The organism is Nostoc sp. NZL (genome assembly GCF_015714705.1).
GTDB classification, from domain to species: Bacteria; Cyanobacteriota; Cyanobacteriia; order Cyanobacteriales; family Nostocaceae; genus Nostoc; species Nostoc foliaceum_A.
Map to the genome: position 1 here is coordinate 1 of NZ_WBKL01000046.1, position 15,901 is coordinate 15,901.

Genomic DNA, 15,901 nt, shown 5'->3' on the forward strand with positions numbered 1-15,901 from the left:
GTAATATTTCTGCTATTATTTCATCAGTCTTGCCATCCGCAGCCATTAGTAATGTGTGTGCACGCCGAATTTCTCTGGCTTTTGCTGAACCCTTTTTGACTAGAGCCAGTAGTTCTTCCCTCTGTGATTCACTCAGATTAATTTGATACTTTTTGCTCATACACCCTTTTTCCTTCTTCTGCGATCGCTTGTCTGCTTGTGAATACCAATGCATCCACATTGCTATTTAATCACACTTGATTATAACCCCGCAAAATTAATGGGACAGACCACTAGTGGTCTGTCCCATTAATTTTGAGAGGGTTGAGAAACGAACCGCAAAGGACGCAAAGGGCGCAAAGGAAGAAAAATTAAGAATGAGTTTACCGATCATATTTAATGAGACAGACCACTAGTCTGCCCCCAGACTTATAGGTAAGGCGTAGGGGTAAAGGAGCATTTCCTACCCCTACTTGATAAACCTCGACTTTATGTAATTACATAATGCTCTTAGGAGTAGAAAGCTGATGAATATTCCCCGCTACTCTCAAAGTCAAGGTTTTGAAAAAGCCCCTTAAGGAATCCGCACTTTTCCCCAAACCGAGGAGTTACCTAACTTTCAAGGAACAAGAACTCGTGCGCTTGAAGCATAGTTTTTAAGCCCGAAAGCTAAAAATGCTGATGAATTGGAACGCTTTGTTGTGGCAGCCATTCGAGATCAGGCGTTTTGGCGAAGAAATTTTCATCCGGGAGATCCCAGCCACATCACTGAGGAGATGAAGCGATCGCCCCAATACTTAGAAGCAATGGATTCCCTAAATCTCCTCAAGGATACTGTTACTCTCATCGTGGTTAGTTTGGATCACTTTGCGACAGAACAAAAACCCACGGTCGTGCAAAACAACTGATTAATCCAACCGCTTCAAGTCATGCCTTTGTAGAAGCAGGAAATCATTACCTCAGTGCACTTTTGTGGATTTTACCAAGTGCATCCCGTGCGGCTAACATATTTGTTTGTGACGCAACACTTTGGAGTTCCGCGATTCATGGAGTTCAGAGTTTTGAGATTTTCTGGAAAAATTTAGCTTACCTTCAATTGTAAAAAATGACCTTTAAATCGACAAAATTAAAATCAAAAATATTGATTGTCTTGAGTTTGATTTTTATTCTCTTTATTAGCGTGATTTTGGCTAATAATCATGCCTTAGTAGTATATGTACCAGAAAAATTAAATACAAATCTTTTTTTAACTCATACATTTTATAATGAAACACGACATAACATGGTTAGTGCTGATTTTGGAGAGCAGTTTCAATTGAAAATTAGTGAAATTGCTAGTATAAACTCTGGAAAGGTTGAACTAACTTTACTAGACGTAACAGAAGATTCAAGATGTCCTTCCGATCTAAATTGTTTCTGGGCAGGACAAATACAAATTATTGTTAAAATTTTAGTAGATAAGAAAGATTTGGGAAAATCAAATTTGATTTACAATGCAAGCCGGAAGGATTTAGATATCAAAAAAATTGATAATTATTTAATAGAGTTTATTAAGGCTGAACCTTATCCCAAGAGTAATCAAAAAATAGAACTTTCAGATTATGTTTTTACTTTAGTAGTTTCTCTACTAAAAGATAATTAAGGAAGGTGTAGAATAACAAATTATTTGTCGTACTGGGTTGACAACACGCATTTACTCAAGTTTTATCCAGAATACTTGGTCGGATTTTATGTTTTCCCTTAAGTTTTTTCGCAACCAAAAAGTGGATATGATCGAATGACACCAAGAAAAGCTCTAAGCTATGCTCCATAAACATTACAGACGTTTATGCCATTAACCCTCTTCAATCACCCTAGGCAGAGTAAAAATATAAATCCTCGGATTGTGCATCAGAAAAAATGAAACCAATGAACTCATTCATAATCTGAATTAGCCATTGAAAACCAATTTGTAAATACCGATTGTTAAACAGTTTTATCCAAGGCTTTAGTAAACAAGAATAAATGTATGGTTGGAGAAACGTAAATTATTCAGTCGATGATTCCAGCCAGAAATCTGATTCCACCAAGGATGTCGGCAGAATTTTAATAACAAGTCTTTATCTGAAGAATTATTTTCAACATTTTCTGGTTCGTTTATACCGGAGAACTGCAAGCTGACCATTAAAAAGCACTCTCGACAATTTCCTACCAGCCTTCAATTTGATGGTAGTCAGTGAAGCGAAAATCTGCCCAACCTAGCTGATTTTTACACTGTTTGAAACCATATTCTATCCAAGTTCTCAAACCATATGTAAAAGAGTTAATCAAAAAAGCAAAATTGGCATATGATAAAGCGGAATATGAACTAATAGTTGGAAGGGTTAAAAAATAGTAAATACACCCTACTCAAGAATGAAGATAACTTAAATAATGAGCAATTGAATAAACCTATTCAATTGAAAAAAGTATCTTCTATTCTGAAAGTAATGCATGAACTAAAGGAAAAAATTAGAAAAATTTTTAATAAAACTAATGATTGGTATCCTGGAGTCTTTAAACTAGTTCTACTTCTTCAACTGATGTTTCTTGAGGATGTTCTGTTAATTGGAGAATTTTTTGATTTGTCAAAGGTTCTTGAGCTTGATTAGACCACAAAAAAACTTCAAAAGGATATTCTGACTCACTCATCATTAGCAAACTCTCAGAAACTGGCTTGAGCTTTTCAATAATTTCATTCGTCATAGAATTTATTTATACGCAATATTTTTAATGTAGCATCATTCCCAATAACTTAAATTTCCTTTGGTGCATTCACTACGTGAGCGCTTGTAAATGTAAGGGCGATGCTCACAGTATAGAAATAATGAAAAAATAATGAAATAAATTTTAGTTTTCGTTTTCGTTTCTTCTAATCAGCACCCTAATGGATCGATAGCTTTCTTGTCTAATTGCTCAACTCAAGACTGTCCGGAGTATTGTTAAGAGACTGCAAGTAAAGTTTGGTAGTGCCCAAGATGTAATGATGGAGAAGTAGAACTTTTTGAGATATCTCATCAATATGAATTCTCGTACAAAACAGTATTTTGTTTGTAAATAAAATCACCCCGTACTTGAATATAATTTTTAGCGATGGCTACGCCCGCCGCAGGCATCGCACTTTTTTTGTCCGACCTCACAAAATCGCATTGCTCCCTATGAAAATTTAGGTTTTGAAAAAAAGTAAGTATAAAAGTTTGATTCAGTTTAAAATATAATGTATCGAATTAATGAAAATAGTTAAATACATGGTTAAGTATCCTGCTCCAGCTTTCTTAAGTGATTATTGGCAAAATTCATTTAACTTAAAACAACATTTACAGAAATTTTTGCATTTGGATGTAGAAACACTAGAAAACAAGTTAGCGGTAGGACAAGAACAAATGGCCGAGTTAGGCCATAAAGATTTTGATTGGGATACAGCAACGGATTTTTATCGTGACCAGGTGGGAGAGGTTTATTTATTTGAGTTGGGAGCTTGGCATCTAGAACAAAGTCAAAATATTGAAAATACATTACATTTGATTGTAGACCATGCCCAAGGTCGGGTGTTAGATTTTGGCGGTGGAATTGGTACTCATGCAATTAATGCTGCCCTTTGTCCACAGGTTGAGCAAGTAATATTTTGCGATCTGAATCCTATTCATAATGATTTTGTGCGTTATCGAGCTGAACAGATGGGTTTGAGCCACAAAATAAGTTTTTGCTTAGAAATGCCTGAAAAAGAGACTTTTGATACCATCATTTCTTTTGATGTTTTAGAACATTTGTCAGACCCCACCCAACAGTTACTAAAGTTTCATGAAGCACTGACACCTGGTGGTAAAACAATCTTGAACTGGTATTTTTTTAAAGGCTTTAATCAAGATTATCCTTTTCACGTTGATGATCCTCAAATAGTAGAAACTTTCTACAGAACGCTTCAGAGTAATTTCTTAGAAATTTTTCACCCTTATTACTGCACAGCTCGTTGCTACCGGAAATGGGATTCAGTTTAACTCAAGCCCCACAGTAGTTTTATGTGTAAAGATAAAAACTACTGTGTTTATAAACTAACATGAGTATCGTACCAAGGTTCCTTGATGTTTAGCCTGTCTAGTAACATTTTCCCCACAGGAAATCGATAAATAATCCCATTCACTCCAATTATTTTATAAGTCAAAAAAATGCCTTTATAGACCTTGATTACTTCACTCTCAGAAAGCCAACTACCTGGGGTTTCTTCTCCAAAAAGCCCGCTAGCACCATATTCAAATTGATGTGTGATATACTGACCTTCTCTTGCTGGTGAAGGACAGAATTGTTTCGGTACGTGTCCCTGACTGATGGCTTTGAATTTGTGATAACCAAGTTCTTTTAACAGCGCAAATTCTTCCAGCAGTTCCTTCCAAGAAGTCTTGGTTGATTCTATAGACAGGAACTGTGGTTTATTATCAAAGTGCCGTAATGCCTGTATGCATAATAAATCAGCACCTTCAATATCTACTTTGATATAGTAGGGAATGCCAAATTCCTCCAAAATACTTTCAAATCTCCGCCCTTCTACAACCATCTCGATGGAAGGCGCATCAAAAGAGCTTTCGTTTCGAATAGCCCAATCTGGTGAAGTTGTACCCCAAAAGCTTCTCTCCAAGTTGGCGTAAAAAGTGACTGGCTCATCTTTCGGTGATACAGCAATATTTAGAAGGGTAAGTTGACCATTTTCTATATATAAATTTAGTCGCTTTTTTGTAGCTTCGTAAAGCTCAGGATGAGCCTCAATACCAACAACTCGAAAGCCTTTTTTTAAGTAAAACTCTGTATCCTCGCCTGTGTGAACACCAACATCAATTATTAAGTTTTTATCCATAAATCACATTTTCCTTGAATAATCACCGCAAGCGTTCAAACATGTAATACTTTACACTATCTATAGTTTTTTATATGGAAATGCTACCAAAATAAACTTCTGATATAGTCATTTACTTTGAGGTTTTAAAACATTTAACCGGAAGCGAATCTGATTTTAACTTAATATGGATGCGCGATCGCTAATATCCCCGCATCCCCATCTAAAGTTACCTCTACACCCACTGGTAAAGCTGCATTGGGGCTATTATGACCAAAAGGTAAATCAGAGACAACAGGAATACCCAAATCACCCAAGCGATCGCGCAATACTTCTTCTACACTAAAGCTAGATACAGTTGGCGGCGCTTCGCAGCGAGTAAAACCGCCCAAAGCAATACCGCAGACTTGTGACAAAGCACCGCTCAAACGCCACTGCGTCAGCATCCTATCGATGCGATAGGGTGCTTCTGTAACGTCTTCCAACGCCAGAATTACACCATCCAGATGTGGCAGGATTGGTGTAGCTAAAAGGTTAGTGGCAACCGTGAGATTTCCTGGCAACAAAATGCCATTAACCACCCCACCGCCCCACCCGCAACCTTTGAGAGGAGCGAGAGGGCGACCCTCTACCGAATCGAATAATCGCTCAATTGACCAATCTGGCTCATCTAACAAGGTGGTCAGCACAGGAGCGTGAACACCGGAAATGCCTACTGTATAAAGGCTCCATAACAGGGCTGTGATATCAGAAAAGCCTATGAGCCACTTTGGAAGCGCTGAGTTTGCTTGCCAATTCCAATCTTCTAAAATGCGGGTGCTGCCAAAACCGCCTCTAGCACAGAGAATACCGTGACAATCAGGATCTTGCCATGCTGCGGCTAATTGCTGACGGCGGTTTTGATCTGTTCCGGCAAGATAACCCCATTTGTCATCTATCTGAGGACTGATTCCTACTCGATAACCACGCGATCGCCAAATTTCTATACTCCGTTCAAATGCTTCAAATTCTCGCAAAGCACCACTAGGGGCAATTACTCGTAGTAAGTCTCCAGGTTTTAAAGGCGGTGGTAAGGTTTTGGATGGCATGAAGAAAGTTAGGAGTGGAAAGTGAGGAGTTAAGAATTAGGTTAGTTTTTTATCTAACTGTGGATTTTGCGGTATCAGGTAAATTGCCCCAGATATTAAAGTCAGGGCGACAGAAATCCAAAAGGCAATCAGAGAGGGAGTTTGCCACACTTCACCCAGAGGTGCAATTAAAAGTGCGATCGCAACTATTTGACTAACAGTTTTGAGTTTACCCCAAATATTCGCCCCCGTAATCGTCTTTTGACTTACCCGCCAACCAGCGATCGCTAATTCTCGCGCTAAAATCAAAAACACTCCCCAAGCGGGCACTTTTCCTAATTCAATAAAAACCAACAACGGCGCAAGTACCAGAAGTTTATCCACTAAGGGATCGAGAAATTTGCCCAATTCGCTAATTTGGTTGAGTTTCCGCGCCAAATAGCCGTCTAACCAATCAGTCAATGCAGCAACGAGAAAGATCGCCAAACATATCCACTGAGCTTGAGGTGTGGGATTATATAAACCGTAAAGCAGAAATGGTATCCCCAATAGGCGAGAGAAGGTAATCCAGTTAGGTAAAGTCATGATTTGGGTTGAGGAATTATCTAATAATTTTAACCAAGCAAATAATCACCCTAATGTCAAATGTAAATCACTGACTAAATCGGGTACTGGTAATATATCTTGTTCATTTTTTAAATATGATTGCTTGTTGCTGAGGCGGATATACTAAAATACCATATTCCTCAAACGTTACAACACAAAAAACTACACTTGAATCGACATTTAAAGATTGATAAGACCCAATTTCTGTAATGCGTACATAACCGCACTAAGGCGGCTTTGAACATCAAATTTTTTGTAAATATTTTCCAAATGTTTCTTAACTGTACGATCGCTCATTCCCAATTGCTGAGAAATTTCATGGGTACTCCGATCTCTCGCTACCCAAAATAGCACCTCAGCTTCCCGTTTGGTTAACCCCAGCATTTCTAAGTATTTAACTGAAAACACATGAGGCTGAATTTCTTCCAACAGCAGGTAAACCCGTTCAAGTGCTGCATGATAATTCAGTCTCACCGTCAGCTGAGTTCCATTGTATTCCAGGTGAAGTGGATGCACAGGAGAAGGAATCTCGGTTGACTGTTTTAGTAAAGATATTTGATGATTTATCCATCTTTGAAGGATGTCAGGTAGCGAGTTTGGCAGCTTTGATAGTGGGCAATATTTATGTAGTAAGTCTCCAGCTTTTTGGCTTATCCACTCCACTTTGCCGTCAATAAATAGAGCAATTAAACCTACTTGTTCAGTTGCCTGATTTAGCTGGCTAAGTTGTTCCTGTACTTGAGTAAACGCGGCAATGTTCTGATATGCCTGCTCTAACTGCGGACGAATTAAATTCAGAATCAAGCGATCGCGCTCAGTGAAGTTCCGGCGATCGCGGTTGATTGTTAAAACTAAGTGGTCTTGTCCTTGATGAAACTGATCGGCATTCCCTATGGAAGGAAGCTCAAAGTGAATCGCCATCTGATCCTTCAACCCAAGGGACTGAAAAAAAGCATAAAAAGCTTCTCTGCGTTGGAACTCTGGCTCACTAAAAAAATCTGAAATTGCTAGTGCTTGTCCATCCAGTGTTTTGACATAACGTTTTGCAACTGGATGAGTAAAAAATTTTTGACGTTGAGATGTGAATGATTCCGCAGCCATGCCTACTTCAGGATGGGGAAACGTGTAGAACCTGGGCAAGAAGGGTGTACCGCGAATCTTGAAACTGCCTATTGCAAATGTTTCTGCACCTACTAACTTTGGTAAAGCTGTCAGTATTTGTATTGGAAATTTATCAATACTGCAAGGTGCGTAAAGCGATCGCAAAAAAAGCAGAATCCTCTGCAAATCATTTGGTGACAAACTTTTCACGGCTTTTTATAAGTAGATGGTTACTGCTTCACAATTAACTACGGCGATCGTCGTATTGTTTTCGTAAAAAAGTTTTGTCATTCTACTAACAGTAATTTTCTCGAACAAAATACTGCTCAGGGATTTCCCTGAGACAGATAAAACATTTGTGCAAGTCGCAATGATGCGATGAATCGTGAAAAGACTAGTAGTAGTGTCTACAAGACGCTATACATAGGTAGTTTTAGTGTAAAAAAACACGAAACTTTGTAAAGACTAGCTTGAACGATTCCTCTAATAATTTTCCAACATCCTCTAACTTAAGGAAAAGCTCATTATGGCAATCATTAACGGTACAGTTTTTGATGACGCTCTGAATGGAATCATTGATCCACTTTTCATTTTAGGTACCATTGTGATCCCCGATAGACCTGATACGATCAATGGATTGGACGGTAACGACATTCTTAACGCTCTTGACACCAACGATACCCTCGATGGAGGTGCTGGCAACGATACCTTAAACGGTAATGGTGGGAACGACACACTAAGCGGCGGTAGTGGCAGTGATAGCCTGAGTGGCGGTAGTGGTAATGATAGCCTGAGCGGCGGTAGTGGCAACGATACTTTTGTTGGTGGTAGTGGCAATGATACTTTTGTTGGTGGTAGTGGCAACGATAGCTTGAACGGCGATAGTGGCAACGATTTTCTCAGCGACGATGACGGCAACGATAACCTTTTTGGCGGTAGTGGCAACGACACCCTCAGAGCAGGTAATGGCAATGATGTCCTCAATGGGGGTACAGGTGCCGACAACCTAGATGGTGGCGATGGCAATGACACCTACATCGTAGACAACGCACTTGATGTAGCAGCCGAAGTATTTGGTGATGCTTTGGGCGGCATAGACACTGTACAGGCTTCAGTCAGTTACACCCTGAGTACTAACTTAGAAAACCTGAATTTGACAGGGGTAGCAGCAATTAACGGTATAGGTAACGCCAAGGATAATGTCATCAACGGCAACAGTGGCAATAATATACTCTCTGGGTTGGATGGTAACGATCAACTCAATGGAGGCGCTGGCAACGATGAACTCAGAGGCGGTAGTGGCAGCGATATCCTCAGAGGTGGTAGCGGCAATGATTTCCTTTTTGGGGGTACAGGTGTAGACAACCTAGATGGTGGCGATGGCAATGACACCTACATCGTAGACAACACACTTGATGTAGCATCCGAAGTATTTGGTGATGCTTTGGGCGGCGTAGATACGGTAGAGGCTTCAGTCAGTTACACCCTGAGTACTAACCTAGAAAACCTGAATTTGACAGGGGTTGGAGCAATCAACGGCACAGGTAACGCCAAGAACAACGTCATCAACGGCAACAATGCTAACAATGTACTCTCTGGGTTGGGTGGTAACGATAATTTGAACGGCAATGGCGGGAACGACATCCTCAGAGGTGGTAATGGCAATGATGTCCTCAATGGGGGTACAGGTGCCGACAACCTGGATGGGGGCGACAACAATGACACCTACATCGTAGACAACATATTTGATATCGCATCTGAACAATTTGGTGATGCTTTGGGCGGCATAGACACTGTACAGGCTTCAGTCAGCTACACCCTGAGTGCTAACTTGGAAAACCTAACTTTGACAGGGGTAGGAGCAATTAACGGCACAGGTAACGCCAGCAACAATGTCATCAACGGCAACAGTGGCAATAATATACTCTCTGGGTTGGGTGGTAACGATACTATATTTGGTGGGTTGGGCAACGACATTCTCAGAGGTGGTGCCGGAACTGACAGTCTCATCGGCGGATTGGGTAACGATGTATTCGATTTCGACTTGATTTCAGACAGTCAACCTGGTGTACTGCGCGATGTCATCAGTGGTTTCGTTGGCAACGGTTTTGGATTAGGCGATCAAATCGATTTATCTACCATTGACGCTAACCCATTTTTAGCAGGCAACCAAGCCTTCACATTCGGTGGCAACGGCCTCGGTCATCTCAGTTATAGCGGAGGCATTCTTCGAGGTAACCTCGATTTCGATCTTGCTGCTGAATTTGAAATTCAGATTGCAGGAGCGCCAGCACTATTTGTAGCGGTAGGAAATCCTGGAAGCGACATTATCCTTTAATTAAGTAAAGATACATTGAATACTCGGAGGGAGAGGTAACGCTGCCTCTCCCTTTTTATTTCAATAGATTTCTGTACTTAAGTGTATTGAGTAGTACATCATGACGTGAATGGAGCAATCACTTAAAAACGCTAAAAAGCCTATTTAATAAGACTTTTGACTTCGGTTCGTGCTATTTGTTAGTTTTGTATCGTAGCTAAAAAAAGATTTTTTGTACGCCAAGGAAATTCCCTAGCCACGACAATTCCCGATTTGGTGCTGAAGGATTGGACATAGTAAAAAGGGCCTGAGTATCATTTGCATGGCATGATCTGTACTTTAAAGATCATCCAAACAATACTATGACTGACAATATAGATTTTCGCATCGAACGAGATTCGATGGGCGATCGCCAAATTGCTAGTAGCTTTTATTACGGCATCCAAACACTACGGGCAATCGAAAACTTCCCAATTAGTGGTATCAAACCTTTGCATACTTACGTAGATGCTTGTTTGATAATCAAAAAAGCTACAGCAATTGTGAATGGAGAACTAAATTGCATCCCTCAAGATATTAGTCAGGCGATTATCCAAGCAACTGATGAAATCCTGGCTGGGAAGTTCCGCGATCAGTTTGTCGTCGATGTTTATCAGGCGGGTGCTGGAACATCTCACCACATGAATGTCAACGAAGTTCTGGCAAATCGCGCCTTAGAAATTCTTGGTGAAGAAAAGGGCGATTATAAACGTGTTAGTCCTAATGATCACGTTAATTATGGGCAGTCTACCAATGATGTGATTCCCACCGCAATTCGCATTGGTGGATTATTGGCATTATCCAAGACATTACACCCAGCAATAGATGGTGCGATCGCATCTTTAGAAAACAAAGCTGTAGAATTTCAAGATATCGTTAAATCTGGCAGAACCCACTTACAAGACGCTGTACCCGTGCGTTTGGGTGAAAATTTTCGGGCTTGGGCGCACATTCTTACAGAACACCAAAACCGGATTTACACCGCCTCTGGTGATTTGATGGTGCTGGGTTTGGGAGGTAGTGCAGCCGGAACGGGGTTAAATACCCATCCTCTATATCGCGCCCGTGTAGTAGAAGTTCTTTCAGAATTGATTGAAACTCCTTTAGAACCTGCGCCCCATCTCATGGCAGCCATGCAAAGTATGGCACCATTTGTAAATGTTTCTGGTGCTTTACGGAACTTAGCGCAGGATTTAGTCAAAATCTCTCACGATTTACGGTTGATGGATTCGGGGCCAAAAACAGGCTTGAAAGAAATTCAACTCCCTCCAGTGCAACCCGGTTCCTCAATTATGCCAGGGAAATATAACCCCGTGATGGCAGAGATGACATCAATGGTGTGTTTTCAGGTGATGGGTTACGACAGTGCGATCGCTTTAGCTGCACAAGCCGGACAATTAGAATTAAATGTGATGATGCCGCTAATTGCCTATAACTTAATTCACAGTATCGAAATTCTCGGCAATACCATCGCTGTCCTTACAGAACGTTGCATTGAAGGAATCACAGCAAACCAGGAACGTTGTTTAGCTTATGCAGAAGGTAGTTTAGCCTTAGTAACCGCACTAAATACCCACATCGGTTATTTAAATGCCGCAGCTGTCGCCAAAGAATCCTTAGAAACTGGTAAATCTTTACGGCAGATTGTTTTAGAACGCGGATTGATGAATGAGGCAGAATTAGCCACAGTGTTAAACCTAGAACAGATGAGTGGTATTTTACCTCTCAAGGCGGAATAGCTACGATGTACACACAAGTCGGAAAACTTAATTCACATTGGCTTTAATCTGGTAGGGTGCGTTATGGACATTAGTCCTAACGCACCGAAAATCTAGGATGGTGTTTGTCTTGAAAAATACCTGAGTGATTTAATTTGGCGGATCGAAACGATTTACTACTGTAGCCCACAAAATCATTGGTGAACCAACTGCTAAACAAAATAGCCACTGCTGCAAGCTTAATGGTGCGGTTTCAAAAACTTCATTAATTAATGGCACATGAGCAAAAATAATTTGCAAAATAATTGCTCCTAAAATCCCAAAGCCAATAGCAGGAATATCAACGTTCTCTTTAATTGTGCCGTCCATCTTGGCAATCAAATTCGGGATTAATTGACTAATACTCAATAAATAGAATATCCGTCCAGCAATGAGAGCGTTAATCGCCATTGTTCTAGCTAAATCAACATTACCCGTAGTTTGGCGGATATATTCAAATACTCCAAATATGACAATCCAATTAAATAGAGAAATTGCTAAGATTCGTTGTAACCGACTCCCTGAAATTAACGGTTCATTAGGATGACGAGGCGCTTGTTGCATGACGTTTTGCGCCTTTGGCTCAAAGGCTAAAGGCACTGTCATAGTAATAGAATTGAGCATATTGAGCCACAGAACTTGTAAAGATAAAATTGGTAAATCTCTGGCTAGCAATGTGCTAATTAAAATTGTCATTGATTCACCACCGTTGACAGGCAAAATAAAGCAAATTGCCTTGAGCAGGTTTTTATAAACCGCCCGTCCTTCTTCTATAGCAGCTTCAATGGAGGCAAAATTATCATCGGTAAGCAGCATATCTGCGGCTTCTTTGGCAACTTCTGTACCAGCACCACCCATTGCAATACCAATATCTGCTTGTTTTAAGGCTGGTGCATCGTTGACACCATCTCCTGTCATGGCAACGATTTCACCTTTTGATTGCAAAGCTTCGACTAAACGTAGCTTTTGTTCTGGGGCAACACGGGCAAAGACTACACCTTCTTGGGCAACTTCGGCAAGCTCTTTTTTATCCATTTTTGCTAGTTCTGCACCCGTGAAAGCCAGAACTGAGCCATTTTTGTTGATACCCATACGATAAGCGATCGCCTGCGCTGTGATTGCATGATCGCCAGTGATCATTTTGACCTCAATTCCCGCTTCCTGACAGGCTTGGACTGCCTTAATAGCACTCTCACGCGGCGGATCAATCATTCCCTGCAAGCCGATGAAAATTAACCCGGTATCAATATCTGGATGATCTAGTGTATTTTGCCCATCGGGTACTACTTTCTTCGCTAAAGCTAATACCCGCAAGCCTTGCCGTGCCATAATATTGACTTCCCGCTCGATGCTGCTTTGCCGTAATGTTTCTACACAATCTAACGGGCGGGATTGTCCATCAGTGTTCAACATCAGAGTGCAACGCTGAATAATTGCCTCAACTGAACCCTTGACATAAATAGTCTTACCTTGGGGTGTGGCGTGCAAAGTCGCCATGTATTGAAAGTCTGATTCAAAGGGAATCGCATCTACCTTTAGCATTTGCTTAAGTAAGGTAGGCTGACTAAAACCTGCTTTACTTGCTGATGCAATTAATGCCCCTTCTGTGGGATCTCCCATTACTACCCACCTGCCATTCTTCTTTTCTAAATGGGAATCGTTACATAGCAAGCCTGCGATTAAACATTCTTGCAGACCTTTATGGCTGTTGAGGTTCACGGGTTTGTCATGTATAAGTATTTCGCCTTCAGATGTGTAACCTATACCAGTGAGAGTATATTGATATCCCCCTGCATAAATTGCCTGTACTGTCATCTGGTTTTCTGTTAAAGTCCCAGTTTTATCAGAGCAAACAACAGTTGCACTCCCCAAGGTTTCCACGGCTGGTAATTTGCGGATAATGGCGTTGCGTTGCGCCATGCGAGAAACACCTATGGCTAGGGTAACTGTCACGACTGCTGGTAATCCTTCAGGAATCGCACTGACTGTTAAAGTGACTGCTGCTTCTAAAGCTTCTTCAAAACCTCGAAAGCTTAATCCCACCACGAAGCAGAGGGCTGCTAACCCTAACACCATATACAGCCAATTCTGGCTGAATTTATTGAATTTTCTAGTTAAGGGAGTAGAAATATCTGTATGCTGCTCCATTAACTGAGAAATTCGCCCTGTTTCTGTGGTGTTCCCTGTGGCAACTACAACACCAGTACCTTGCCCAAAGGTAACGAAGCCACCCGCATAAGCCATATTTTTGCGCTCGGCTAGAGCAATATCTGGCTTTAAAGTTTGAGTATTCTTTTCTACCGCTAGAGATTCACCAGTCAGGGCAGATTCATCTATTTGTAAATTTTTAACCTTAATTAACCGTAAATCTGCTGGAACTTTATCACCAGAAGTTAGCAACACAATATCTCCAGGTACTAACTCACCAGAAGCAATGCGTAATTTTTGACCATTACGGATGACAGTTGCTTCAGTGGTAATTGCTTTGGCGAGGGCAGTGATCGCACTTTCGGCTTTCGATTCTTGAATAAATCCAATGATGGCGTTGGTGGTAGTCACTCCCCAGATAACACCAGCATTCACCAAGCTGCCAGTTAGCGCCTTTACTAAACCCGCACACAACAAAATAATCAGCAGTGGTTGGTTAAATTGCAGTAAAAATTTTAACCACCAAGGTTTGCTTTTCTTGCCTGTGAGTTCGTTTGCTCCCACTTCAGACAATAAGTGTTTGGCTACTACACTACTCAAACCATTCTCAGCATCACTATCCAAGCGAGCGATCGTTTCAGAAATTTCCAAAGTATGCCAAACGGTGGATTGCTTTTCTTGGGGTGCAATGGGAGATGCTGCCTGTACCATATTTATTCCATTGGATTTAGTGTTAAATAAGTTTTAGCACTAAAAATAAGTGCTAAACAAAAATAAGAACTAATAAAAATTGACTATTATCATAATTACTTTCAATGCTTGCTCAGTAGTCACGCAAGTGGGTATGCTTGCCGTTAGGTGAAGATTAAAACCAAGGGCAAAAACTAGGTGAATTTGGATTTGTCTACTCCTTTACAATTGGTTGGGCGATCGCTAGAATTTCAGCGGATTGTCGAAGTACTAGCCCAAGATGGAGACTTGCTGATTACTGGCGTACCTGGTAGTGGGCGACGAACTTTAGTGCGAGGGGCTGCTCAAGAAGTTGGTGCGATCGTCTTGGAGATAGACTGCATCCGCGCTACAGATGGAGAGCGATTTATCCTATTGCTAACAGAGACAATTAGCCAAAACTGGGAAGCAGCACAAATTCAAGACTGGGTAAGCAACTTTGGCAAAGAGTTTTTTGTCTTTCATCCAGAAGGCAAACTTAAGTCATTGGGTTCCCTGAACCAAAAGCAGTTATGGCAAGCATTTGAAATTTTGCTCAATTTGCTTCAAATTATGGCTATTGGTTTAAATAAGCGGGTAGTGCTGATTTTGCAGAGTTTTCCGCACATTCGCTCTTGGGATCGTAATGGTTTGTGGGAAGCCACATTCAGACGAGAAATCAATGTACAAACTCATGTTAGCTACGTCTTAATAGCAACCATAGCTGAGATCAGCCATCATCCAGATGAGACAAACTATCCGCTAGAAACTATACAGTTAGCTCCCTTAGCTAATGACGTTTTGGCATTGTGGGCTAGGGAGATATTGCATATACAAGGAATGAAATTTGATTCTCGCTCCCAAGCACTACAATTATTTTTAGATGCTGTCCAAGGACACATTGGCGACGCTATGGCAATAATTCGCCGCCTGCAAACATTTTCTTATCCTGATGGGTTAATTAGTGAAGCAGCAGTGCAGCAGGCAATAGAAGGTTTGCTCCAAGACTTGTCTTTAGTTTTTGAATCTTTACTCATGTTATTGCCAGCCAATCAGGTGCATCTTTTAGAATCTTTGGCTTTAGATCCTACAGATAAACCACAAAGTAAAGAATATATTCAAAAACATGGTCTTTCAAGAGGTGGTAGCCTTCAGGGATCGCTGACTGGATTACAGCACAAAGGTTTAATTTATAGTGCTGAACAGGGTTATCAACTAGCATTACCTTTATTGGCTTTGTGGTTGCGGCAGAGGTTAAGCTAGTACGCGAGATTTTAGAGAATTGGTATAAATAGGAAGATAGAAGAATATCTTCATTACTGGTAATTTATTA

At 40.8% G+C, this 15,901-nt stretch carries 13 protein-coding genes and 1 pseudogene; 7 read left to right on the top strand and 7 right to left on the bottom strand.

Annotation, left to right across the window (positions count from 1 at the left end; genetic code table 11):
- On the bottom strand, window positions 1-214 hold a 214-nt coding region (locus tag F8R90_RS06480), incomplete at its 3' end, for a hypothetical protein (RefSeq protein WP_442946740.1).
- Window positions 215-680: 466 nt separating this feature from the next.
- On the opposite strand from F8R90_RS06480, the gene F8R90_RS06485 reads away from it, so the two are divergent.
- From F8R90_RS06485 to F8R90_RS33790, 3 genes and pseudogenes are all read left to right on the top strand, one after another.
- Window positions 681-887 (top strand): hypothetical protein, encoded by a 207-nt coding sequence (locus F8R90_RS06485; RefSeq protein WP_196510063.1) that lies wholly within the window; start codon window positions 681-683, stop codon window positions 885-887.
- A gap of 197 nt (window positions 888-1,084) precedes the next feature.
- Window positions 1,085-1,621 (top strand): hypothetical protein, encoded by a 537-nt coding sequence (locus F8R90_RS06490; RefSeq protein WP_196510064.1) that lies wholly within the window; start codon window positions 1,085-1,087, stop codon window positions 1,619-1,621.
- Window positions 1,622-2,272: 651 nt separating this feature from the next.
- Window positions 2,273-2,534, top strand: a pseudogene (locus F8R90_RS33790) (transposase); the annotation flags it as partial.
- Here F8R90_RS33790 and F8R90_RS06505 read toward each other — a convergent pair.
- Entirely contained in the window at window positions 2,515-2,703 is a 189-nt protein-coding gene (locus tag F8R90_RS06505; RefSeq protein WP_331000611.1) for a nuclease A inhibitor family protein, read from the bottom strand. The pseudogene F8R90_RS33790 and the gene F8R90_RS06505 sit on opposite strands and share 20 nt — an antisense overlap.
- A 542-nt stretch (window positions 2,704-3,245) precedes the next feature.
- Between F8R90_RS06505 and F8R90_RS06510 the strand changes: the two genes are divergently transcribed.
- Complete coding sequence (locus tag F8R90_RS06510; RefSeq protein WP_196510104.1) at window positions 3,246-3,995, top strand: SAM-dependent methyltransferase; 750 nt, start codon at window positions 3,246-3,248, stop codon at window positions 3,993-3,995.
- Between the two features lie 47 nt (window positions 3,996-4,042).
- Here the strand turns inward: F8R90_RS06510 and F8R90_RS06515 are convergent, their stop codons facing one another.
- The 4 genes from F8R90_RS06515 to F8R90_RS06530 all read right to left on the bottom strand — a co-directional run bounded on the left by F8R90_RS06515 (window position 4,043) and on the right by F8R90_RS06530 (window position 7,809).
- Window positions 4,043-4,846 carry an FkbM family methyltransferase gene (locus F8R90_RS06515; RefSeq protein ID WP_196510067.1) on the bottom strand — a complete coding sequence of 268 codons (804 nt, stop codon included), beginning with the start codon at window positions 4,844-4,846 and terminating at the stop codon, window positions 4,043-4,045.
- A gap of 161 nt (window positions 4,847-5,007) precedes the next feature.
- On the bottom strand, window positions 5,008-5,913 hold the full coding sequence (locus tag F8R90_RS06520) for a S66 peptidase family protein (RefSeq protein ID WP_196510068.1): 906 nt from the start codon (window positions 5,911-5,913) through the stop codon (window positions 5,008-5,010).
- A 36-nt stretch (window positions 5,914-5,949) separates the two neighbouring features.
- Window positions 5,950-6,477, bottom strand: a complete 528-nt coding sequence (gene pgsA / locus F8R90_RS06525) for a CDP-diacylglycerol--glycerol-3-phosphate 3-phosphatidyltransferase (protein ID WP_196510069.1) — start codon at window positions 6,475-6,477, stop codon at window positions 5,950-5,952.
- A gap of 201 nt (window positions 6,478-6,678) precedes the next feature.
- Window positions 6,679-7,809 (bottom strand): helix-turn-helix transcriptional regulator, encoded by a 1,131-nt coding sequence (locus F8R90_RS06530; protein ID WP_196510070.1) that lies wholly within the window; start codon window positions 7,807-7,809, stop codon window positions 6,679-6,681.
- A gap of 316 nt (window positions 7,810-8,125) precedes the next feature.
- On the opposite strand from F8R90_RS06530, the gene F8R90_RS06535 reads away from it, so the two are divergent.
- On the top strand, window positions 8,126-9,937 hold the full coding sequence (locus tag F8R90_RS06535; protein WP_196510071.1) for a calcium-binding protein: 1,812 nt from the start codon (window positions 8,126-8,128) through the stop codon (window positions 9,935-9,937).
- A 341-nt stretch (window positions 9,938-10,278) separates the two neighbouring features.
- Window positions 10,279-11,694, top strand: coding sequence for an aspartate ammonia-lyase (locus F8R90_RS06540; RefSeq protein ID WP_196510072.1), 1,416 nt, complete (start codon window positions 10,279-10,281; stop codon window positions 11,692-11,694).
- A 129-nt stretch (window positions 11,695-11,823) separates the two neighbouring features.
- On the opposite strand, the gene F8R90_RS06545 is transcribed toward F8R90_RS06540, so the two are convergent.
- Window positions 11,824-14,571 (bottom strand): cation-translocating P-type ATPase, encoded by a 2,748-nt coding sequence (locus F8R90_RS06545; RefSeq protein ID WP_196510073.1) that lies wholly within the window; start codon window positions 14,569-14,571, stop codon window positions 11,824-11,826.
- A 177-nt stretch (window positions 14,572-14,748) separates the two neighbouring features.
- On the opposite strand from F8R90_RS06545, the gene F8R90_RS06550 reads away from it, so the two are divergent.
- A complete protein-coding gene (locus F8R90_RS06550; protein WP_196510074.1) occupies window positions 14,749-15,831 on the top strand; it encodes an ATP-binding protein in 1,083 nt (360 codons plus the stop codon).
- Window positions 15,832-15,901 lie beyond the last annotated feature (70 nt).